33 protein-coding genes are annotated in these 21,657 nt (G+C 27.6%); 20 read left to right on the forward strand and 13 right to left on the reverse strand.

All coding sequences use genetic code 11. The features are described from left to right. Positions 1–11: 11 nt before the first annotated feature. The 4 genes from HA148_RS07635 to HA148_RS07650 all read right to left on the reverse strand — a co-directional run bounded on the left by HA148_RS07635 (position 12) and on the right by HA148_RS07650 (position 3,217). Positions 12–548, reverse strand: coding sequence for a DUF1643 domain-containing protein (locus tag HA148_RS07635; protein ID WP_209131638.1), 537 nt, complete (start codon positions 546–548; stop codon positions 12–14). Beyond that, complete coding sequence (locus HA148_RS07640) at positions 545–1,030, reverse strand: DUF2214 family protein (RefSeq protein WP_209131640.1); 486 nt, start codon at positions 1,028–1,030, stop codon at positions 545–547. The genes HA148_RS07635 and HA148_RS07640 overlap by 4 nt, the downstream gene beginning before the upstream one ends. 88 nt (positions 1,031–1,118) lie before the next feature. After that, entirely contained in the window at positions 1,119–1,868 is a 750-nt protein-coding gene (locus tag HA148_RS07645; RefSeq protein WP_209131643.1) for a GAF domain-containing protein, read from the reverse strand. A 116-nt stretch (positions 1,869–1,984) separates the two neighbouring features. Beyond that, a complete protein-coding gene (locus HA148_RS07650) occupies positions 1,985–3,217 on the reverse strand; it encodes an NAD(P)/FAD-dependent oxidoreductase (RefSeq protein WP_209131645.1) in 1,233 nt (410 codons plus the stop codon). A gap of 191 nt (positions 3,218–3,408) precedes the next feature. Here HA148_RS07650 and HA148_RS07655 point away from each other — a divergent pair, with 191 nt between their 5' ends. Next, positions 3,409–3,639 (forward strand): hypothetical protein, encoded by a 231-nt coding sequence (locus tag HA148_RS07655; RefSeq protein ID WP_225866352.1) that lies wholly within the window; start codon positions 3,409–3,411, stop codon positions 3,637–3,639. A 139-nt stretch (positions 3,640–3,778) separates the two neighbouring features. Next, entirely contained in the window at positions 3,779–4,651 is an 873-nt protein-coding gene (locus tag HA148_RS07660; protein WP_209131649.1) for a DMT family transporter, read from the forward strand. A 196-nt stretch (positions 4,652–4,847) separates the two neighbouring features. On the opposite strand, the gene HA148_RS09650 is transcribed toward HA148_RS07660, so the two are convergent. Next, on the reverse strand, positions 4,848–4,982 hold the full coding sequence (locus HA148_RS09650) for a hypothetical protein (RefSeq protein WP_012008254.1): 135 nt from the start codon (positions 4,980–4,982) through the stop codon (positions 4,848–4,850). 119 nt (positions 4,983–5,101) lie between these two features. On the opposite strand from HA148_RS09650, the gene HA148_RS07665 reads away from it, so the two are divergent. Together HA148_RS07665 and HA148_RS07670 are read left to right on the forward strand one after the other, a co-directional pair. After that, entirely contained in the window at positions 5,102–5,377 is a 276-nt protein-coding gene (locus tag HA148_RS07665; RefSeq protein WP_209131652.1) for a cupin domain-containing protein, read from the forward strand. A 91-nt stretch (positions 5,378–5,468) separates the two neighbouring features. After that, on the forward strand, positions 5,469–5,639 hold the full coding sequence (locus tag HA148_RS07670; protein ID WP_011863490.1) for a hypothetical protein: 171 nt from the start codon (positions 5,469–5,471) through the stop codon (positions 5,637–5,639). 64 nt (positions 5,640–5,703) lie between these two features. On the opposite strand, the gene HA148_RS09655 is transcribed toward HA148_RS07670, so the two are convergent. Next, a complete protein-coding gene (locus HA148_RS09655; protein ID WP_257008698.1) occupies positions 5,704–5,835 on the reverse strand; it encodes a hypothetical protein in 132 nt (43 codons plus the stop codon). A 283-nt stretch (positions 5,836–6,118) separates the two neighbouring features. On the opposite strand from HA148_RS09655, the gene HA148_RS07680 reads away from it, so the two are divergent. The 3 genes from HA148_RS07680 to HA148_RS07690 all read left to right on the forward strand — a co-directional run bounded on the left by HA148_RS07680 (position 6,119) and on the right by HA148_RS07690 (position 7,481). Further along, entirely contained in the window at positions 6,119–6,301 is a 183-nt protein-coding gene (locus HA148_RS07680; RefSeq protein WP_209132210.1) for a hypothetical protein, read from the forward strand. 611 nt (positions 6,302–6,912) lie between these two features. Continuing rightward, complete coding sequence (locus HA148_RS07685; protein WP_209131654.1) at positions 6,913–7,077, forward strand: hypothetical protein; 165 nt, start codon at positions 6,913–6,915, stop codon at positions 7,075–7,077. 68 nt (positions 7,078–7,145) lie between these two features. After that, complete coding sequence (locus HA148_RS07690; RefSeq protein ID WP_209131656.1) at positions 7,146–7,481, forward strand: DUF805 domain-containing protein; 336 nt, start codon at positions 7,146–7,148, stop codon at positions 7,479–7,481. A gap of 11 nt (positions 7,482–7,492) precedes the next feature. On the opposite strand, the gene HA148_RS07695 is transcribed toward HA148_RS07690, so the two are convergent. Continuing rightward, positions 7,493–7,810, reverse strand: coding sequence for a restriction endonuclease subunit S (locus HA148_RS07695; RefSeq protein WP_209131658.1), 318 nt, complete (start codon positions 7,808–7,810; stop codon positions 7,493–7,495). A gap of 209 nt (positions 7,811–8,019) precedes the next feature. On the opposite strand from HA148_RS07695, the gene HA148_RS07700 reads away from it, so the two are divergent. The 3 genes from HA148_RS07700 (at position 8,020) to HA148_RS07710 (ending at position 9,668) form a co-directional block, all read left to right on the forward strand. Continuing rightward, the gene (locus HA148_RS07700) at positions 8,020–8,238 is read left to right on the forward strand and encodes a hypothetical protein (RefSeq protein WP_025933933.1); all 219 of its coding nucleotides are present in this window, start codon (positions 8,020–8,022) and stop codon (positions 8,236–8,238) included. 85 nt (positions 8,239–8,323) lie between these two features. After that, the gene (locus HA148_RS07705) at positions 8,324–8,479 is read left to right on the forward strand and encodes a hypothetical protein (RefSeq protein WP_011863497.1); all 156 of its coding nucleotides are present in this window, start codon (positions 8,324–8,326) and stop codon (positions 8,477–8,479) included. 82 nt (positions 8,480–8,561) lie between these two features. Continuing rightward, positions 8,562–9,668: a fatty acid desaturase gene (locus HA148_RS07710; RefSeq protein ID WP_209131660.1), complete on the forward strand. Its 1,107-nt coding sequence runs from the start codon at positions 8,562–8,564 to the stop codon at positions 9,666–9,668. 3 nt (positions 9,669–9,671) lie between these two features. On the opposite strand, the gene HA148_RS07715 is transcribed toward HA148_RS07710, so the two are convergent. Beyond that, positions 9,672–9,824 carry a hypothetical protein gene (locus HA148_RS07715; protein ID WP_209131662.1) on the reverse strand — a complete coding sequence of 51 codons (153 nt, stop codon included), beginning with the start codon at positions 9,822–9,824 and terminating at the stop codon, positions 9,672–9,674. A 237-nt stretch (positions 9,825–10,061) separates the two neighbouring features. Between HA148_RS07715 and HA148_RS07720 the strand changes: the two genes are divergently transcribed. Next, entirely contained in the window at positions 10,062–10,271 is a 210-nt protein-coding gene (locus HA148_RS07720; RefSeq protein ID WP_146629779.1) for a hypothetical protein, read from the forward strand. Next, the gene (locus HA148_RS07725; RefSeq protein WP_209131664.1) at positions 10,264–10,416 is read left to right on the forward strand and encodes a hypothetical protein; all 153 of its coding nucleotides are present in this window, start codon (positions 10,264–10,266) and stop codon (positions 10,414–10,416) included. The genes HA148_RS07720 and HA148_RS07725 overlap by 8 nt, the downstream gene beginning before the upstream one ends. Positions 10,417–10,547: 131 nt before the next feature. Here the strand turns inward: HA148_RS07725 and HA148_RS07730 are convergent, their stop codons facing one another. Beyond that, positions 10,548–10,688: a hypothetical protein gene (locus tag HA148_RS07730; RefSeq protein ID WP_179852415.1), complete on the reverse strand. Its 141-nt coding sequence runs from the start codon at positions 10,686–10,688 to the stop codon at positions 10,548–10,550. 189 nt (positions 10,689–10,877) lie between these two features. Between HA148_RS07730 and HA148_RS09660 the strand changes: the two genes are divergently transcribed. The 3 genes from HA148_RS09660 to HA148_RS07740 all read left to right on the forward strand — a co-directional run bounded on the left by HA148_RS09660 (position 10,878) and on the right by HA148_RS07740 (position 12,708). Then, positions 10,878–11,009, forward strand: a complete 132-nt coding sequence (locus HA148_RS09660; RefSeq protein ID WP_257471679.1) for a hypothetical protein — start codon at positions 10,878–10,880, stop codon at positions 11,007–11,009. Between the two features lie 253 nt (positions 11,010–11,262). Continuing rightward, on the forward strand, positions 11,263–12,429 hold the full coding sequence (locus HA148_RS07735; RefSeq protein WP_209131666.1) for a fatty acid desaturase: 1,167 nt from the start codon (positions 11,263–11,265) through the stop codon (positions 12,427–12,429). A gap of 117 nt (positions 12,430–12,546) precedes the next feature. Further along, positions 12,547–12,708 carry a hypothetical protein gene (locus tag HA148_RS07740; protein ID WP_187149184.1) on the forward strand — a complete coding sequence of 54 codons (162 nt, stop codon included), beginning with the start codon at positions 12,547–12,549 and terminating at the stop codon, positions 12,706–12,708. Between the two features lie 51 nt (positions 12,709–12,759). Here HA148_RS07740 and HA148_RS07745 read toward each other — a convergent pair whose 3' ends face one another. Continuing rightward, positions 12,760–13,377, reverse strand: a complete 618-nt coding sequence (locus HA148_RS07745; protein ID WP_209131668.1) for a DUF938 domain-containing protein — start codon at positions 13,375–13,377, stop codon at positions 12,760–12,762. Positions 13,378–13,955: 578 nt separating this feature from the next. On the opposite strand from HA148_RS07745, the gene HA148_RS07750 reads away from it, so the two are divergent. Both HA148_RS07750 and HA148_RS07755 read left to right on the forward strand, forming a co-directional pair. Next, positions 13,956–14,063 (forward strand): high light inducible protein, encoded by a 108-nt coding sequence (locus HA148_RS07750; RefSeq protein ID WP_011132751.1) that lies wholly within the window; start codon positions 13,956–13,958, stop codon positions 14,061–14,063. Continuing rightward, on the forward strand, positions 14,063–14,203 hold the full coding sequence (locus HA148_RS07755; protein WP_011863505.1) for a high light inducible protein: 141 nt from the start codon (positions 14,063–14,065) through the stop codon (positions 14,201–14,203). Before HA148_RS07750 ends, HA148_RS07755 begins: the two co-directional genes overlap by 1 nt. 619 nt (positions 14,204–14,822) lie before the next feature. Here HA148_RS07755 and HA148_RS07760 read toward each other — a convergent pair. Together HA148_RS07760 and HA148_RS07765 are read right to left on the reverse strand one after the other, a co-directional pair. Next, complete coding sequence (locus tag HA148_RS07760; protein ID WP_011863507.1) at positions 14,823–15,029, reverse strand: high light inducible protein; 207 nt, start codon at positions 15,027–15,029, stop codon at positions 14,823–14,825. Positions 15,030–16,045: 1,016 nt separating this feature from the next. After that, complete coding sequence (locus tag HA148_RS07765; RefSeq protein ID WP_209132212.1) at positions 16,046–17,230, reverse strand: LptF/LptG family permease; 1,185 nt, start codon at positions 17,228–17,230, stop codon at positions 16,046–16,048. Between the two features lie 47 nt (positions 17,231–17,277). On the opposite strand from HA148_RS07765, the gene HA148_RS07770 reads away from it, so the two are divergent. Further along, on the forward strand, positions 17,278–18,591 hold the full coding sequence (locus HA148_RS07770; protein ID WP_209131671.1) for a hypothetical protein: 1,314 nt from the start codon (positions 17,278–17,280) through the stop codon (positions 18,589–18,591). A 44-nt stretch (positions 18,592–18,635) separates the two neighbouring features. Here the strand turns inward: HA148_RS07770 and HA148_RS07775 are convergent, their stop codons facing one another. Further along, positions 18,636–19,730 carry a glycosyltransferase gene (locus HA148_RS07775; protein WP_209131673.1) on the reverse strand — a complete coding sequence of 365 codons (1,095 nt, stop codon included), beginning with the start codon at positions 19,728–19,730 and terminating at the stop codon, positions 18,636–18,638. Between the two features lie 130 nt (positions 19,731–19,860). Here HA148_RS07775 and HA148_RS07780 point away from each other — a divergent pair, with 130 nt between their 5' ends. Both HA148_RS07780 and HA148_RS07785 read left to right on the forward strand, forming a co-directional pair. After that, complete coding sequence (locus HA148_RS07780; RefSeq protein ID WP_209131675.1) at positions 19,861–20,703, forward strand: FkbM family methyltransferase; 843 nt, start codon at positions 19,861–19,863, stop codon at positions 20,701–20,703. A 429-nt stretch (positions 20,704–21,132) separates the two neighbouring features. Continuing rightward, entirely contained in the window at positions 21,133–21,648 is a 516-nt protein-coding gene (locus HA148_RS07785; protein WP_209131677.1) for an adenine phosphoribosyltransferase, read from the forward strand. The last annotated feature ends 9 nt before the right edge of the window (positions 21,649–21,657 follow it).

Below are 21,657 nucleotides of genomic sequence, written 5' to 3' on the forward strand. Positions count from 1 at the left end.
AGCCTTAATACCTATAAATAAGATTGGAAGATGGAATTATCAGAACAGTATAGAGGATGTATTGGATTATCTTTGATTGTTTTCTTAATTAAAAGCGGTCCAAGAGAATTATCAAAATTATTTTTCCTAATTGAGTTATATTGCATTATTTTTTTTGCTATTTTTTTATTTCTATTTAGAAATTTACCTTTGTTACCCCAACCTAACCATAAATCACAATTTTTATTTTCAGACCAGTGTTTTAAGTTTTTATAAATATGAATATTGTTTAGATAACCCACAGGGTTTTTATGTTTAAAAAGTTTTTCTGGTTTGCTTGAAATAAGAGCAAATAGATTTATTAATTTTACTTTGCCGTAATTATTGTTTTTCGAAATTTTGATTATCTTTTTTGTTGTGTTGTCCAAAAAAACTTCATCCGATAATGAGGGATTTAAACCAATAAAGATAATTTCTTTTTTAGATTTAGAAATCTTATAACTTAAACTCCATCTGTATAGTTTGTTAGCACTTATAAAACAATTTCTTTCTAGAAATAAATTTTTCAACCTAAACCTACACCTCTAGCCATGAGAGTGGCAAACAAAGGTATTGTTGCAAAGCCCACTAATTCAGTAGTAATGATTAGTCTGAACCTCTTAACTAGATTTTCAGATATCTCAGGTAATTTATTCTTACTTAATGGGATGGCCCATAAGATATAGGTTGTTGTTGGATATAAAGAAAGTAATCCCACCAGAATGTAAAGAGAAACTTTTATCCAAAAAACAGGATTACCTGTATAAAAATCACCTCCTTGACCAAAATACTTAACACGCAAAATCCCAGTAACCAATATTGCAACTCCTGCCAAACCATAGACCACATCTGCAATTATCATTGAAATCGTCTCATTTTTATTAAGACCTACTTTGAGAGTCAATCTTTCAAATAAAAGAGAACCGAAACACAATATAATACCTAAATAATGAACATATGCTACTAATGCACTTTTAGCAATTTCACCTGTTAATAAAGTTCCTAATAACATTTTCTAGTCAAAATTTATACAATACTAACCACCAAATAAAGAATTTGTTTAGAAAAGAGATTAAACAATAAAAAGTAATTTATTGATTCTAGGACTCTAAAAACCTTTTTTGACCATCTTCAAAAAAATCCTTTTTATTCCAAACTTCGATTACATCTGGGAAATGTTTTTCCATACAACTATCACAAACCCCATGACTGAATCTAATATCACTAATTTTCGAAAGATATTTTTCTAAATGCATCCAATCGCCCTCATTATTTTTCACTTCTCTGCAATATGAACATACAGATAAAATCCCTTCCTGTTTATGCAAATTAGACAATGCATCTAGCAAATTTAATGACTTTTTTCTAAGCTCTAAAAATGAAACTATTTGCTTGGATAATAATTCCATAATATTAAATTGTTTTGTAGTTAGATTTCCTGGCTTTCTGTCTATTACACAAAGTGTTCCAAGCTTATTACCATCACTATTTCTGAGGGGAAAACCTGCATAAAAACGAATCTTTGGATCTCCAGTTACCAATGGATTATTTATGAATCTTTCATCTTGGAAAGCATCATGAATAATTAGTGGACTATTTTCTTTTATTGCATGTGTACAAAAAGACCAATCTCTTCTAGTTTCTGATATTTGAAGTCCTATTTTGGATTTAAACCATTGTTTATCTTTGTCTACCAAAGTCATCAAAGAAATAGGCACATTGCACGTTGTAGCAGCAATTTTTGTAATATCGTCATAACATGATTCTGGCCTGGTTCCCAAAATCCTATATTCTGCTAAAGCTTTTAATCTTCTTTCCTCTTCTTCTTTTTTTGATACAAGATTCTGCATTAATCTTCACCAATAATTAAAACTTTAAAATTAAAGTTTCTTCAAAAAACTTTTTCCGTCTAATACTTAATAAAAAAAAGATAAACTTATTGATTTGTTACTTATTGATTTGTTCCTTAATGATTTAACTTTGAGACTGCCATCCCAGCAATCCATCCACTTGTCCAACAATGTTGGAAATTAAATCCACCTGTAATTCCATCAACATCTAAAACTTCTCCAGAAAAAAATAACCCTGGACAAATTAGGCTCTCCATACTTTTAAAATTAACTTCATTAATTTTTACGCCTCCAGAAGTAACAAATTCCTCTCCAAATGGTCCTTTGCCCGAAATTATATATTTGTCCCTCATTAAAATTTTTATCATTTTCTCTCTTTCATCTGCCAGTAAATCAGCCCACTTTTTCTCTTTATCAATACCTATTTTATTTAATAAAAAAATCCATAATCTTTTTGTTAATAGTGGCACAGGTCTAGTGTTTATTAAATTTACCTTACCTTTATTTAATCTTAAATAGTTAACTTTTTCTTTTAACTCACCATAACTTAAAGCAGACCATTTAATGATTAGATTAAATTTATATTTTTGGCTATAAAGTTCTCTTGCTGCAATTGATGAAAGTTTTAATACTGCTGGCCCACTAAAACCCCAATGAGTGATTAGTAAATCGCCTCTATTTTGAAAATTCTTATTGTTTAATTTAATTTCTATATCTATGTCCTTTATAGATACCCCACTACATTCATCCAAATTTGGTTCTTTTGTAGAAAAAGTAAAAAGCGATGGTACAGGTTTAACAATGGTGTGTCCAAGATTTTGAGCTAATTTATATCCGCTTGGATTACCTCCAGTTGAAAGAATAATATTTTTTGCAGTTAACTTTGCTTTTTTGAGACTAAAAATATTGAATATATTATCTGGAGTTTTTGAAATTTCTTTTACAAAAAATCTTGTCAATATATCTACGTTTTTTGATAAAGCACTTTTTCTCAAACAATCAATAACATCTGAAGAAGAATTAGACACTGGGAATACTCTTAGATCTTCCTCAATTTTTAAATTTAACCCTTTTTTCTCAAACCAATCGTATACATCTCCAGCAGCAAAACGATTAAATGATTCCAAGAGCTGAATTCCACCTCTGGGGTAATTCTCAATTAGTTCATTCGGAATCCATGTCGCATTAGTGACGTTACATCTTCCCCCTCCACTAATCCTTACTTTCTCCATAAGTTTTGAAGTTCCTTCAAGAATTATTATTCTTTTTACTCCATTTTCAGCAGCAGTTATTGCTGTCATAAAACCGGCTGCACCGCCTCCAACAACTGCTAAATCAAAAGATTCCAAAACTTATTATTTAATATGCTTCAATCAGATAATAGCAAGGAGTTATAAAGAAAAATTAGTCCCAAAAACCATAAAAAAATAAATATAAAACTATAAAGCTATATAATAAACAGCCACGATTCGCTAATTTTTAAATTTCTAGAAAAATAAACACAGTAGTTATTTTTATGCTTTAAGTTAATTAAATGAGAATGTTATTTTCTTACGTTAAATATTCTGAGGCCAGTTTTCCTATGACTGGTCAATATACTGCTCTTCTTTTAATAACTTCTGTTATTTGGGTTCTACTATGGTTTGGATATAGACAAAATAAGATAAATGATGAGATCAAGAAAAAAGAAAAAGAAGAAAGAATTAATGCGAAAGTTCAAAGAAGAAAGAAGTTAGAGAGTTTGTACCCTACTAATAAAAAAACTGTTTAAAGTAAATTATCTTAGAAAAATGAAAAAAAATAATTTCAAATCACTAATTCAGTACTTACCGGGAATTTTGATTCTTATTTATGTATTCTTTTTAGCATTTACTCAATTTATAAAATAAAATTTTTAAAAATTATTCGTTTTGATTGGAATCCTTTCTGCTTTTGGAGCTGCTACATCTTGGACATATGCGTGCTTTATTTGGCGCTCGCAAACTCAAAAATATAAATCAATAGATATTAATTTAATAAAAAATATAATAGCTTTTTTAATTTTTATACCTGCTTTTATAAATCTAAATTCTACAACTGAATTAAAAAACATATTTATCCTACTAATTAGTGGGATGATAGGAATTGGTTTAGGTGATACTTTTTATTTAAAGTCACTACAAACAATTGGCACAAGAAAAACTTTATCTATAGAAACTCTTTCTCCGTTAATGGCAGCTTTGTCAGGGGAATTTTTTATTAATGAAAATTTAACAACTAAATCATGGGTTGGAATAATTATAGTAACGATTTCGCTATTCATAATTCTCAAAAAAGGTAACGATTTTAAAGAGGAAAATTCCTCTTTCTCAGAAAAAAATAACATTAAGATTTTTGCTTTTCCTTTTTTATCAGTTTTATGTGCTGTTCTTGGAGGTCTTTTATCAAGGATGGTTTTCCTTCAAAGCAACTTATCTCCTTTCCTTACAACTGAAATAAGATTATTAGGTGCAATAATTTTTTTGATTAGTCTAAAAGGATTTAAGATTAATTTTTTCTTTAAAAACATAGACAAAAAACAAAAAAAAAGATTTTTTATTTCAATACTTCTTGGAACGAATATAGGAATATTTCTACAACAAGTTGTCTTTAAAACCCTTCCCATAGGAGTAGGATGGGCTTTATTAAGCATATCTCCAGTAATTTCATTATTTTTTGCTAAGACTGAGGAAAGAGAAATTACCAAAAAAATAATATTTTTTACTTGTTTTTTATTTTTTGGCTTGACATTAATAATTATTTAATCTCTGAGTTAATGTAAAAAATACTCATGTTAATAACAATCAAATTAAATAAAATCATCTTATAAACACTCAAAACAATGAAAACATTAAAGAAAAAAAGACTGGGTACATTAGAAGTTTATGTTATTTTTTTAAGCTGCATTTATGCAGGCTTTATAGGTTATAAATCTCTATTAAATATTTTATTTACTTGGAATTAATTAATTCTTTCTAATGATTTAATCAACTTGCCTCCATCTTGGTCATCATCATCATTTGAAGCGAAAAATAAAAAAAATATTCCTAGAGAAGCTATAGATAGCGAAATTGACAATACAGAAAGCTCATCCATAAATTAGAAATTTTTTTTATGATAAACGAAAAAAAATAAAAGACAGTAAAGAAATACACATTCTTGAAAATAAAAATTTCTTTTATTTGTAAAATGAAAAAACACATCCGAACTATTTCGTGAAAGTTCTAGTATCTTCTCCCTGCAGTGCAAGCGTAATAATTCAGTATGGAATAAAAAGTTGGCCTATTTGGGAATGTGAGCCAAGCAAATTTCAATGGAATTACGATGATAAGGAAATTTGCTTAATTATTGAAGGTCAAGCAAATATAAGTACCCAAAACGGTGACATTTACGTGATTAAAGCTGGAGATCTTGTTGAGTTTCCCGCTGGACTTAAATGCGAATGGGAAGTAACCAAAAGTATTAAAAAACATTATCGATTGGGTAGCTAAATTTAAGAAAAAAAATTTTTTCTTCTTTACTGTTTAGTCAATGTAGATAAAATATGGTTAATAAATAATTTTCAAGAAGGAAACTAATATTATGCCTTTTACTGATCAAGAATATTTTGAGGTTATTGAAAAAAACGAAATAGTAAAAAAGGCCTTTGAAAATATTAAGCAAATTTGCATTGATTTACAAAAACAAACAAATTGTCCTGAAGAGGATCTAAAAGATTTTCTTGAATTTATTTCTAAACAATGGAATAAGTAATAATTAACAAGCCTTTTAAATACTAAATTTAAAATTTCAATTTAGTTTTCTGACACAATAAGTTCTAATCTAATTCCTTTTTTGGTTTTGTATTGATACTGGAAGTTCCCTTAGCAGCAGAAACGAAGAAAAAGAAGCCGACAATTCCTGAGATACCAAATATCGCAGCCAAAGGATCAAAAGTGAAAGAAAACATAGAATTTATAAAATCAAGATAAATAATAGTTTTTGAATCAAAATTGTACAATTATTGTTAAGTATAAAAAATAACAATCGCGCGATTCATTATGTCATTATTAGTTTCTCAGTAGGTTCAAGAAAATAATTATTAAATTGATTTTAAGAATAAAAATATCAATACATACCGAAGATCTATTCGTGCGAAAGAGAAAAGTTTTTAAAAAATATTTATAGAAATATTGAATAAAACACTACACAGAGGATCCACAATTGTTGTTTCTTTAGATTATTATCAACACATGACAGAATTTTACTCAGCTTCTTCTTCCGTAAATCCTCTTACAGCGATATTATGGTGCTTTTATCCAGTAGCTGTACTCGTAATTATTGAATTACTTTTTGGGGGTGGCTTTGATGATGACAATAATGACGATCAAGATGGTGGAATGCTTATACCTGCTTACTCTAGATCAGACGTTTGAATTTTTTGAATTTTTTTAAATTATAAACTCATAAAAAATTTAATTTAATTGGCCAACAATATTGATACTACCCATATTTCTCTAATTACACTGACCATCCTGATGATTTCCTCTCTAACCTGGCTCATCTTAAAAACTCTTAAGGAAGGTAGAAAAGCTTTAGCAGAAATAAATAAGGATAGATCGTGAAATACAATAGAAATTTAAAAATGTAGAATTTGATTACATTTAGAAATCCTCAGATTTATAAGTTTTACTAACTAAATAGATATATTCCAAAAAATTAAAAACTTTTCCTTCTCAAAGTTTGGGGAAAGCATAAAAAACTTAAATAAATACTAGAATTTGTTTGATTGCTAAGTCAAAAAATTACCAACCTGCTGAAATCCCATTTTTATGAAAGGCTCTCTTTGTTATCACTTTAATAAATAAAAATGCATCTAAATTCTTTACTTTATATTTGTTCTATATCTTTATTCATTTATATAATGGCGCTGTTTTGGAGAGACTTGCCAAATCAAAAAAAATAATAAATAATTAATATTAAATTTATTGCTTATCAAAATAAATTGAGTTATTAATTTAATATTGGATTTAATTTTTTTATATAAATGCTGAAAGGATCTTCAAATCACAAAAACAAAAATATATTCTCAGAAACAACAAGTATTGAAAAAGAAAAGATTATTTGCAAAGACGGATTCTGTTCATTACCAAATAGAGATGAGCTCCCAAAACAAGATTCAAATGATATGAATTTATTTGATCCTATTTAGTAAATAAAAAACATTTTGAGAAATTGAAGATTAAATTTATAGTATTAAATTCTTTTAATTTTTAATATATGCTTAACAACTTTTTTAATGCATATAAAGAATTTTGGATTAAAGCTACAGAATTCAATGGATTCACATCTAGATCAGACTGGTGGTTAGTTCAATTAGCGAATCTTATAATTTCTTTACTAACTATCCCAATATTTTTAAAAACTTTTGGTTTCAATGCTTATGGATTAGTTTGTGTCATTCCTCAAATAGCTATTGATGTAAGAAGAATCAGAGACTTTGGAAAAGATTGGAAATGGATCTTTATTAATTTAATACCTATTTTCGGATGGATCTTGTGGTTCATCTGGCTAGGCTTTGGTAAGACTGGTAATGGGAAAAATAAACTTATATAGAAATTAACTCCTCATTTTTTTCTTTTTTTAAAATCTACAAATCTTACCTTGTTTCTTAACTCTATTTGTTTTTCAAGAATTCTAAACACATGCATCTCGCATTCGGTTAATTTAAGAAACTGATCGAGTGTATCTTTATCTTCTTCATCAAAATTCTCGAAAACTTCTGAAATAGCAATACTATTTCTAGAAATAAAATCCTCTGCTACATCTTGTGGATTCTTACCTGATTCGAAATCCTCAAAAGCTTCATAAGAATTAAGTTCTCTTGTTAACCATTTAAACCATGGTTCATTTTTATTATGTTTTTTATTTATGATTTTCTTCATGAAAAAATTTTTACTAGTTTAATCATTATTAGTTATTCATTTTTTGACAGCTGTACAAATACTTATTTTAAAAAACCAATTAAAGAATAACCTTATTTATTTTTTACAAAATAACTAGCATAATTACCATAAAGCTTTTTAAAGAATAAGTATTTATTACTCATTTTTTTGTTTATGAGATAGCTAGAATTTATTTTTAGTAAAGTACATTGTCAATTCCATTTTACGACTTTCCTTCATCTCCAATTTTAATAATTGGTGCTCTTGGCATTGCAGTAGCGATAGCAGTTTTTTTTGTCTCTTACCAAAAATATTTCAATTCTCCTTTGAACAAAGAGCGTGCAGAAAAGAAAAAATCCTTAATTAAGGAACAAAAAGAATTAAATGAAAGATTAGAAAAAATAGAACAAGAATTAAAAAATTTATAAAAAGAACTCTTAAATAGAGATGAGTGAATGATCTCGAATTCAAGACCTTAATTTTTTAAACATGAATTTTGGTCTATAAGGAGTTATGGATAAAGATCATCTTATTGAGTTAATTTCTAATAGTCTTCTTTACGAGAGCAAAAATTCTGACTCTACTAAGAATCTTAGTGACTTTAAAAATTACTTAGAAAGATTAAATCTAGATCAATTGAGAACTATGTCTAAAGAATTTATCCTTTAGTATGAATTTTAAAAATTTTATTGTTTATTAAATAATCAATACTTTTTAAAAATTGTTAGTATCAAAAAATAACAAATGAAATATGCCTAAAGTAAATAGAAGCGATTTTATAATAAAGCCATTTTTAAAAAAAAATAATATTAGAGCTTTTTATCAAATTTTTTCTACCATCTTCCCAATAATTTCTATTTGGTTAATTGTTCACCAAATAATAATTCAACCTTTTACATTATTGATAAAAGCATTCCTATTGGTACCTTTTATAGTTCTTCTAACTCTGTTCTCTTCTCGAACATTCTCATTAATGCACGATTGCGGACATAATTCTCTTTTTACAAAACGAAAATTAAACCGCTTTTTTGGATTTTTACTTGGCTTAGTTAATGGAATTCCTCAGAAGTCATGGTCAATTGATCATGCATTTCATCATAGAAATAATGGAAATTGGGAAATTTACAAAGGGCCGATAGATGTTTTAAGTCTTGAAGACTATAATTCCCTTACAAAAAGAGAGCAAATATTTTATAAAGTAAGTCGAAACTGGATTATGCTTTTCCCTGGAGGTTTTTTTTACTTAGTTTTAAAACCTAGATTGGGACTGGTTATCATTATTTTTAATTTCACTAAAGATATATTGGAAGAGACTTTTATCAAAATAAAAAACAGAGAAATTTCTCAACTTCTAGATATTAATTCAAGAGTCAAACCACCTTTTTCTGATTATGGAGATAATTTTAGTGAACTATTTGAATTAATAATCAATAACATAGTAGTAATAATAGGTTGGATTTTTATGTGCAAATGGTTGGGATTAGTTTTTTTCTTATCATTTTATTCCGCGATACTAACCTTATCAGCAGCAATTTTAATATGTGTTTTTTTCGTTCAGCATAACTATGAAAATGCATATGCTAAAAATACAAAAAATTGGGATCTTATCGATGGAGCGATTTTAGGAAGTAGCAATTTAGATATCCCTAATTGGCTAAATTGGTTTTTAGCAGACATATCCTTCCACAGCATTCATCATCTCTCTGAGAGAATCCCAAATTACAACTTAAGAGCTTGTCATAAAGCAAACGTTCATTTGCTTCAAAAATCCAAGTTCTTAAAACTAAGCGATTTTTCAAACTGCTTCAAATATATTATTTGGGATAATAAAAATGAAAAATTAATTCCAATAAGCTAATAGTTAATTCAACCTTCTTCTCAATTTTCTTTTTAGAGGAATACTGCTATATGCATGGGTACCAATAGATGGTGGTAAGTCATTCTCTAATGGATGCATGAAAGCATTTGCCATACTCTCTAACATTTTCGAAAGCCAATTAATTACTGATTTCATTTGAAAATTTAAAAGTGTACTTTTTTATCTTCTAACTAAATTACTGAAAAGTAAATCAGTCTTTATGCTGATTTTTTTAGAATATTACCTTATAAACTAATATTAAATAATCAAAAGTGTTTTTTTCTTTTATCTTTTAAAAGAATAAAAATACTACCTTTTTAAAGACAAACTAGGTGAAATATAGCTTTAGTAAATAATACTTATTTTTTCTAATTCACTTAATAAATTAAATTATTGAACATAAATTCGTGCTATATCTCTATTCCAAATAAATTAGACAATATTATGAATGATTCATTTGTTTCTACAAACCAGAACACAGAAATAGATTCTATTAATTCATATTTTGAGTGTATTACTGAATGCAGTATTGTGGATGGTCATCAAGAATGTATTACTCGTTGTTTAGAAGTGCATTTAAAGGGGGGTGAGCAAAATGAATAAAAAAAATTCACCGCAAAGGAAAACAACTTTAAAATGGAACTCCAATGGAGAACTTTCGGAAATTGATATGTTAAGGATTTTAGAAAAAATATCATCTCAGGACCTTAGCCAATGTGAATTAACATGCGATTCTGATCCAAATTAAGATATGTTTTTCAATCTATTTCTAATACTGCTGATAAAAAAGCAGCTTACGGGATTTTTATAGGTTTTTAATTAATCAAATTTTAATCAAGATTTAGAACACTTTCATAAACCATAGTTTTATTCTAAAAATTAATTTTTAGAACTCCTACCTTTTTTTAAGAAAGTTTTGCTAATTTCTTTTTTTGTTAGTTGAATCGGTTTTACTAATCCTGAATCACCATGAGTTGGACAATAATAAGTCATAAGCATCCAATTTTTTTCTTGATCCATAACTAATCACTATTTAAATAATGAATAAGTACATAGGATGAATTTTGAAAAAATTGCTTTTTTTTAAGCTTTTTTTCTTTTTTACTTAATAATTCATAAAAATTTTGGATCTATTCTCACAAAATAGATATAAATACGCATGACTTTAAAAAAAATTCCTGCTATTTATTAATAAATTCAAAATTATTCATGTCTCTAGAATCTATATTGATGGTAGTTGCTCCAATCTGTCTTTTTACAGTAGGAGTTGTAGTTTTACCTATCCTAGTAACGCCACGTAAACAATCTGGTTTACCTAAGAGGTATATACGCGGTCTTTAAATTAATTAAGCTTTAAAGAAGCAAAGACAAGCAGGATAAAAAAGAAATAACTAAATAAAAAATTAATAAGATTGCGATAAAAGAATAAAATAAAAAATCTTTGGCAAAGTTAGTTTAATTTGAAGATAAAATTAAAATCTTAAAAACTTTATTTAAAAAAAAATTTATAAATTCTTTTCATTATGAGATCCTGTGATGGATAATAGAAAATATAAATTCACTTTTATTTAACAAAATTCTTATCCAAAAAAATTTGAGTAATATAAAATTTTCAGGTCTTAAAGGCCAAGCGCTTGTAATAGAGGATAAAGATATTCCAAGCATAAAAGAATTTCAGGACGTTATCCCAAATCACTACTTTAAGTGCAATACCAAAACTTCTTTGAAGTATCTTTTACAAACTGCTTTAATTCAATCATTTGTAATTGCGATAGGGTTATCTATTCCATTTACCCCCAAAATGATCCCAATTTGGATTATTTACGCATTATTATCAGGTACCACTGCGATGGGATTCTGGGTAATTGCCCATGAATGTGGGCATGGAGCATTCTCTAAAAACAAAACATTGGAATCCATAACTGGTTATTTACTACATTCATTACTTCTAGTACCTTATTTTTCTTGGCAGCGTTCTCATGCAGTTCATCATCGATTCACAAATAACATAACCAATGGAGAAACTCACGTACCTTTAGTTATTAAAGGGAATGGAGTTACAGAAAAAGTTGGCGGAGAAAAAGAATTACATTTTTCAAATTCTTTAGGTAAGAAAAATTATGGAATTCTTCAACTTGTTTTACATCTTATATTTGGCTGGCCCGCTTATTTACTTACAGGAAGTACAGGAGGAGTTAAGTATGGCACTTCAAATCATTTTTGGCCAATTAAACCATTTTCTAAAGCATTATGGCCATCAATATGGGCCAAAAAAGTTTGGATATCAGATATTGGTGTAGGTTTGACATTAATGGGCATGGTTTATTTAGTTTTCAAGTATGGATTATTTCCAGTAATTGCTCTATATTTTGGCCCCTTAATAGTGGTTAATTGTTGGCTAGTAGTTTATACATGGCTTCATCATACAGATTCAGATGTGCCTCATCTTTCAAATACCGAATTTTCCTTTATGAGAGGCGCATTTCTATCTATTGACAGGCCTTACGGTGAAGTCCTTAATTTTCTTCACCATAATATAGGTTCTAGCCATGTCGTTCATCATGTATGTCCAACAATCCCTCATTATCATGCTAAGAAGGCAACTGTCTTAATTAAAAAAGCCTTTAAAAAAGCATATCTTTTTAATCCTGATCCAATACACAAAGCTCTATGGAATATTGCTTGCAATTGCGTTGCTGTTAAGTCAGACATCAAGAGAGGAAGATATATATGGCAATCTTCATACAAATTGATGGATTAAAAACACAATAAAGATCAATTCTTTATCACATTAATTAACGCAAATCTGAAAAGAATATAAAAGAATTAGAAATATTAAATTTTTCATCTTAGAAAATACTTAAAATTATGTACTTTTATGAGTGGCGACAATTTGCATGGTAAGCAGCCTATTAAATTTTATTCGGAAAAAATAACACTAACAAAAGTTGAATTATTAGAAAGACAGTTGAGTTTAGGCGAAAAAATTTCAGATTTAGATCAAAAGCATAAAGAATGGAGCAAAAAACTATCAGGTTGATCATCTAATATGATGAATTTGAATGACTTATTGATATTTGTATTTACCTTATCAAGAAACTTTTCTGTAAATTATTGAAAAATTATTTGCAGGCATCCTAATAATATCCTCTTGAGAAAAACCATTTTTCTCACTCTCATCACAAACTTCCTCAAGATTTTTAATACCCCAAAGATCATTTTTCATTTTTAATGCATTATCGAAAGAATAATTACTTTCACTTGTATGCTTATTACAAATTTTAAATGGGCCATACAAAATCAAAAATTGTCCCTTTTTGAGTAATTTTCCTGCTTCTCTAAAGAGTGCTACAGTGCAAGACCACTCTGCTACATGAATCATATTTATAGATACTATTCCTTGCAAAGAATGAGCTAGTATCAATGGAATTTTCCAAGGAATTTTTTCTACATCAATCTCAAGAGGCTGGGGCATTTTCTTAGTTAGGTCTTCATACTCAATCCAAGAACTTATACTCTTTCTATGCACTAACTCTGGGTCACTTGTTTGCCAAATTATTCCAGGAAAGCGTTTTTGAAAAACCACTCCATGTTCACCGCTACCACTCCCGATTTCCAATACTGAACCTTTTTTTATAATTCTGGATAGAACATCACCAATACAGTCTCTATTTCTTTGGGTTGCCGAAAAAAAAAGTCTATTATCCAAAATTAAAAAAAATTGGGAGTTTCAGTAAAAAGAAAAATTCTAAAATCTTTGATTATTTAACCTTTCTCAATTTAGGAGTCTTGAAAAACATTATTTTAATACTAAAGAATAAAATTGAAATAGTAAGAACAGGCAAGATAAAAAGTATTAAATCAGAACTCACTAGAGAAGGAATCCTTCCAAAAATTAAATGCATATAGTAGGTCGAAAATGACATAACTTTATATATATCTAATTAATTAATAGCAATTATTTGAATTTTATAAACTACTTTTAGCCAAAAATCAAATTTTCTAGAAAAAAGAGTCAGCCTGTATCCCTACTAGCTGACTCTAAGAATATATTAATTAAAATTAAATCTAAATGAGGATATACCTCTAAAAAAACAAAGCAAAAAGCTCATATTTTTTTTCAAATTTAAAAAATCAGAGCAAAAAAGAAAAAAAATAATAAGGTATATTTCAACACATATATGTAGCAGTTTTTTAAATTTTCCCGATAGAACGAGGAATAATCCCTGATTTTCTTTACATAATTAAATAATTATGTTATATTAGTTTACAAATTACTTAAACAAAATGACTCCAGAAGCAGAACGTTTTAACGGTTGGGCAGCAATGTTAGGTTTCGTTGCAGCAGTTGGTGCATATGTCACAACAGGCCAAATCATTCCAGGTTGGTTCTAATGAAAAATAACGAACCAAAAATAGTTGAAAAAGAAAAAATCGTTGCTGAAAAACTAAACGGCAGATTTGCAATGTTAGGCTTTGTTGCTCTAGTTGGAGCATATTTAACTACAGGCCAAATCATTCCTGGTTTTATCTAATATAAATTTTTTTAATTTTCATTAAAAAGTCTAATTTAAAATTAAATTAGGCTTTTTTTAACGGAATTTTTTTTTGATAATGAATGGTCTTTATTAATTAAGATTTGAATAATCATATTTGCATAAAAAAGTATGCTAAAAATCAGCATAAAAACACTATCTAATTTCTAAAAATTAGATTCTAAGTTTTTTGGGTAATTTTATAATCTATATTCGCGGAAAACAAATCTAACTAAGGAAGTTTATTATCAACAATAAGAAAGAATATAATTATTCCTAATAGAAATTTGAATAAGCAAACTGATTAATTTAAAAAACACCTTAAAAAGAAATATTAATTTGATTATTTTTCTCATTTAAAACTTAAATTTATCCTTTAATTAATGCTATCTTTATCGAGATAATTCGAGGATTTAATGAGAGTAAAGCTTGAACCAGATACAGCATTTATTGGCAAAAAATTTGCCTATATATTTCTAGGAATAATATTTAGCTTGAATGCCATAACTTTTATTTGGTTTTTCTTATTTTCAAATTTATAAAAAAAATCTAAATTCTTCGTTAAAAAGCATTAAATAAAGCTCAAACTACAAGTTTATTTTTAAAAATTACTTAGAAACTAAAAAATTCCTGGAATGATCTGTCCAGTCGTTATATAGGCACCTAATAAAGCAACGAAACCAACCATAGCCCATCTGCCGTTTACTTTTTCTGCATTTTGAGGATATCCATCGTAAGAGACAGTTTCATCAATATAAGGCCTAGTTTCTGATGGGAACATATTCTGCCTTCCACCTGATTCTGTAGTTACTCCTGATTTTGTCATTAAAAATGATAATAATTGTTAACTAAAGTAACACAAATATTAACTTATGTAAACCAAAATTTCCAATAATTTGCTTCTGAGAATTTATATTGTGAGTTAATATGTGACATTTCTGTTAAAAAACTCAACAGGCCGCATTTAAAAAATCACTTTTTATTATCAAATTCGTAATCAATCATTATAAAGTAAGCATTTATACTCACAATAAGTAATTTTACTTAGTAAAATATTTAAAGCATTTAGGAAGTGCTTAGCTGGTTAAATTAGAAAATCTGAATTAACTAGGTCGTCATGAGCTTGCCAGTGGGATACTTGCAGGCTCTTTCAATTTTAAAACCATAAACAAACTAGACACTTAAATAAGTTTATACCTATTGAATAAAATCTTTTAAAAACAAAACTAATGTCAAAGATTTAAATATTTGCTAAATAGAAAATAGACTGAACAAAATGAATGTCTTTAGATTTTATTCTCATTCCATCTTGTATTTTAATTATCCTTTTTCTTTTAAATCGGGAAAATATGATCTACAAAAGAAATCAAAAGGTTAAGTAATATCATTATTATAAAAAAAGACACAATTATTAAAGATAGAACAAATTAATTTTCTGAAAATAATAGTTTTAAACAACTTTTTTAAAAATAAGTTTTGAATCTTAAAAGATTTAGTAAAAAAACTTACACCATCTTTTTTCTTAAAATTAATTTTTCCCAATAGACTCTTGAACGATTTATTTGTTCTAATTTTTCTTGGCAATGATTGCACTTACAATCTTTTAACATACTTTTATTGATTTCTTTAAATTAACCAAATTTTCAAATTAACTACAAGTACAAATAAATAGAATATAAACATATCCCCTTTAATCAGGATTTTTAAAAACCTGTTATGAAATAATTATTAGATATCTATAAATAAAATATTGATAGAAAAAACTTAAAAGAAGAGTATGACATATTTAAAGAAGATTTTTTTGTTGGATAACTAAATTTATATCTAATGACACCCTAAACGCTAAGAGGCTTTTTTCAATAAATAAAAACCACCAGAAAAAGATATTAAAACTGGAAGCCAAGCTGAAGCAAAAGGGGTAAGTATTCCTTTCACACCAAGTGAACTTGATAAAAAAGAGAGTACATAATAAGAGAGAATCAATATTACGCTTAAACCAAATCCTTGGCTTTTTGATGTTCTCAAGTTTTGCTTAGATCCTAAACTACTTCCTATTAATCCAAACACTAGGCATGCGCAAGGTAAAGTAAACTTTTCTTGAATTCTTACCGACATTTTTCTTGCTTCCCTTACATCTCCTGATTCTTCATAAAGCTTTTTCGCTTTAAGAGCCTGATCCAAAGTCATTTTATTAGCATCATCAGGAATTTTAGACACTCTTAAAGGCCCATCTCCTAAAGGATAAAAGTAATTTTTAAAACTTATGGTTGTTGTCTTGCCACTTTCGTCTAATGTGATGAGCTTTCCGTTAGTAAACATCCATGCTGATTTTTCTTTATCAAAAATTGCTTGATCAGCTGATAAGATTTGTTTATAACCTAAAACAGAAAAGTCAATAAGAGTAACGTTTTTCATAACATTATCTTCAACTATTCTAGAAAAAAATATTTGATTTAAAAATGTATTCTTTTCTGATGATTCATTAGTTTTTGGATCAGTATATGAACCATATCCTTTAAAAAAAATATCATGACCTCTTTCAATAGAAACAGATTTCCCTAAACCATCCCTTAATAAAATCTCTGAATATTTATTGGTTAATGGAACCAAACTATTATTAAAGTAAAAAGTTAATAAAGTCATAAATATTGCAAGTATTATTGCTGGTATCACCAGCCTAGAAGTTTTAACTCCCAAACTTCTTGCCGCCAAAATTTCAGAATTAGAAGACATCTTTCCATAAGCCAATAAAGTTGATAAAAGTACCGACATTGGAAAAGAAAGAACCAAAAAACCTGGCAGTTTAAGAAACATAACTTGAATAGCTAGTGTGATTGGCAACCCGAATTCTACAATTTTCCTTATCAAGTCAAACATTACCCCGACAGAAAGAGAAACAACTGTAAAAGCAGAAATTGCAAATAGCAAAGGTGGTATAAGTTGACCGAATAACCACTTATCTATAATGGGAATATAGTTAATTAATTTTGAAAAATATTTAATATTATTTTTATACATTATCTTGATTGAAATCACTTGTAACGATATTCATAAAATAAGGAAATTAACTTAAAATGCCAATAATAAATATTAAACAACTTAATATTAAAAATTTGAGAAAAAATTTTGCACTTGAAATACTTTCAAATCGAAAATTTTCATTTGAAATTTTTTTTACTATTTTAATAATTGTAGGAATACCTTTAAATTTATATAAAAATAGATTTTATGACAATTCTTGGACAGTTGGAGAATGGCTAATATCTTATGCTGGCGGCTTCGTTAGACGAGGCTTACCAGGTGAATTAGTTCAATTTTTCTCTAGAAAATATTCATTATCGCCAATTGTATTGGTTTGGATTTTAAGCGTTTTTGCCCTACTATCACTAGCTTTAATAATTTTATATTTTTGCAAGGATTTATTTGAAAAATCGTTTTTATTATCTCAATTAATAATACTTGCTCCAATATCTGAAGATTATTTAGTAAGAAAAGACACTTTGATAGTTTTCTTATATGGCCTTTCTTTATTAATACTTAAATTCCTTTACAAAGGTAATATTTCATGGATTAGTTCTATATTTTTTGTTAATTTTTTCTCTGTAATTGCAATATTATCCCATGAAAGTTACGGGATATGGGGATTACCAAGCCTAATATTTATTTTGTATATGTTTGAAAGATCGAATAAGAAAAATCGAATAAGATCAATTTTTTTAGCTTTAGCTAGCTTAATGCCTGCATTTATATCTTTTTTATTATGTTGGATATATAAGGGGAATACATATCAATCATTAAGTATTCATCAAAGTTGGCAATCTTTAAGTAATATACTCCCTTCAACAGGATCTCTTTATGAACTTATTCCAAGTGGGGCAATTGCCGCTATTGGTTATGAGTCATCAAGAGTATATTCAAGCTCATTAATTTCTCAATTTAATCTTTTAGTTTTTTGGCATCCAGGGATGTGGCTTTTAACTATCTTTTTAACAATGAAATTTTTTATAGGAGTGGACAAAAATCCAACTCAAGCAGCTAAAAGATTTATACTCTGTTTTCAATTATTAGCATTTTTACCGATGTTTTTATTTGTCGATATTGGAAGATGGATATTTATGTGGTTATCTTCATCCGCTTTACTATTTGGTTTTTTAGAAAATATCTTTGGGGTAAATATGATTATTAAAAACTCATTTAGACTAAAAGGGTCAAGAATTTTATCAAAAATAATACCCGGATTCAGTTCAATAAAAAACTATAATAGGTTCTTATTATTTTTTGGATTACCGCATTGTTGTTGGTCAGTGGGAAGATTTTTAATTTCAAACCCATTAGGATTTGCTATGAAAAATTTAATTTTCTATTTTAAATTATTGTTTATTGAATAATTGATAAATATCAGATTTAAAAAATATCTAAATTTTAAAAAATTTTAGTCTTTCCAAACAAATTTTGATGATGCGGCATAATTCCAAATAAAAACAATAATTATTCCAGCCATCTGAGATAAAAACTTATTAGGACTCACATATTGATAAAAAGAACTAGCTAAACCAACATTTGCGAGAAGAGGTATAGATGAAACCAATAAAAATTTAATTAATCCAAAGATAAGTTCAAAACCTCTTAATCTTGCATTTCGAAAAGTTAATAAATTATTTATGAAAAAATTTGAACTCGCTGCACTAACTCCTGCGATAGGAAGGACTTGAAAAAATGTCAAATTTGTTATTTCTAATAAAAAATATACAACAAAAAGATGAACTAGAATTCCAGTTGCTCCAACGAATCCAAAACTAATTGCTCTTCTTGGAATTATTCTTTTTGTTAATGTATGAGCAGCAGAAATAAAAAAGTCCCAAATTACAGCATTATCTAATTTTGATGAGCCAAATATTCTTGCCTTAAAATCTAAAGGAATTTCATTAACTTTCAATTTTCCTCTACTTATAGATAACAATTCATACAAAAATTTAAATCCATTAACGTTAATTAGTTTTAAATAATTCATGCAAGAATTCCTTTTAAAAGCACAACATCCACTCATAAAATCTGATAAGTGACGATAATTTCTGGGAAGAGTAATTCTTGCGAGATAATTTGCAATGATCGATCCTTTTTTTCTTTGCTTACTTAAACCACTTACTGAAGATCCTTTTTTAAAACGACTTCCAATAATAAGATCATTATCACTACTTAATAAATATGAAATAGATTTGTAAACCGATTGCACCTCATGTTGACCATCAGAATCCATAATGGCAATTACCTCACCAGTGGAATTCAAACAACCTTCGCATATCGCGCTTGAAAGACCATACCTACCTAATCTATTAATTAATCTTACTCTGATGTCAGTTTTAGAGAATGCTCTTACTAGGCTTTGAGTTTTATCACTAGAGTTGTCATCAACTACAATAATTTCAATAGAATAACCTTTATTTAAAGATAATATCTCCTTTATTAAAGGGATTATATTCTTCTCTTCGTTATGTGTTGGCAATACAAATGTAATATAATCGGGCATTTATATTTTCAAAACTCTTAAGTCAATGTATTCCATGATTTGCAAAAAAAACATAACAATTAATAAATCATGAAAATCATATGATTTATTAAGATATTAATTTTCTGATAAAGTGTCTAAATTTAGAAAAATGATTCCTGAATTTATTTATTGTTATATTCTAAGACCTTGGCCTTTGAGAAATATAACTAATTGGATAATTAAGAAGTTATTACCAAAGAAAGTAAAGATTAAAAGTAATTTTATATATTTGAATCCCAATGACCCTGTTGTAAGCGGAGCTATTTTCTTTAATGTTTATGAAAAGACTGAGACTAACTTTATAAAAAGTGTTTGTTTTGAAGGTATGAATGTATTAGATATTGGAGCAAATATTGGTTTTTATACATCTATTTTTTCCCAATTTACGGGCGCTAAAGGCATTGTAGTTGCCATTGAACCTGATAAAGAAAGCTACAAATATTTATCTAAAAGCATAAATTGTTTTAATTATAAAAATGTTTTATCATTTCCAATTGCGGCTTCAGACACTAAACAGAAACTACCTTTATTTATATCAGAAGAAAATAGAGGTGATAATCGCCTTTATGCAACTGATCAAAAACGTAATTCGATCATGGTTGATTGCTTAACAATTGATGAGTTACTAAAAGAAAATAAAATAAAAAATTTAGATTTGATAAAAATCGATGTCCAAGGATACGAACCTAAAGTCTTGAAAGGGATGCGAAAGATTGTTAAATCTTCAGAAAAATTAATACTTTTATCAGAGTTTTGGCCGAAAGGTATCTCTCAATCAGGAGAGAATCCAAGAGAATATTTAATGATGTTGAGAAAAATGGAATTTGAACTATTTGAATTAAAAAATAATGGATCTTTAGTTCTTTTAAAACCAAGAGAAGATGATAAATTAATAGAAAAATATCGAGGACGAAGATACACAAATATAATTGGTAAAAAAATTAGTTTATAAAAAATATCTCATAAAATTCAACCTTTTTTAAAATTCCAATAGTTAACTTTTACGATAAATTGATTAATTAATCCCAATTAACTTATCTTTAAGCAAATAAATTTAAATCAAATCGCTTGTAAGAAGTTTATATATCAAAATTTTATAATATTTCCTGCAGCTAATTAATCTTCTAAATAGTCTTACTTCACTAAACCAATCACAAAGACTCCATTAACAAAAGTAAATATAAGAGATTTAATTTTTTTATAGAATATAATTTTCCCTAGAAAATTATTTAATACCAAAATATTCTCAAAGAAAATTTTTGATTTTTATTTATCAAATATATTGATTTAGGCATCTCACATAATATTTCAATATGCAATATGGTCAGCGATTAATTTGATAATATAATACATCCTAAGACTTAAAATAAATAAACCCCTTTTGACTGAGAATCTCAAAGATCTAGTTAAAGATCACATAAATTTCCCAAAAAGTGGAATTATTTTCAAAGATATATTGCCCTTGCTACAGTATCCTGATGTTTTTTCAAAAGTAATTGAAGAAATGTCATCTAGCCAAATTTTTAAAGATGCAGATGCCATATTATCTATTGATGCTAGGGGTTTTATTTTTGGCACCGCAATCTCTTTTTACTTATCTAAACCTATGATTGTAGCGAGAAAACCGGGCAAGCTTCCTGGCAACCTTATAAATAGGTCTTATGATTTAGAGTATGGTAGCAATTCACTTTCTATTCAAGTGGATGCACTAAAACCATATAATTCCTTTGCGGTTGTAGATGATTTATTAGCTACAGGAGGAACAATTAAATGTGTGTCTGAAATGCTAAAAGATTCAGGTAAGGTAATTAGTGGTTTATCAGTGGTGATTGAATTGGGAGAACTTAATGGAAGAGATAAATTTGATTTTCCTGTAGAATCAAACATAGTACTTTAAGAAATTTGA

This window comes from Prochlorococcus marinus XMU1405, assembly GCF_017696275.1.
Taxonomy (GTDB): Bacteria; Cyanobacteriota; Cyanobacteriia; order PCC-6307; family Cyanobiaceae; genus Prochlorococcus_A; species Prochlorococcus_A marinus_AB.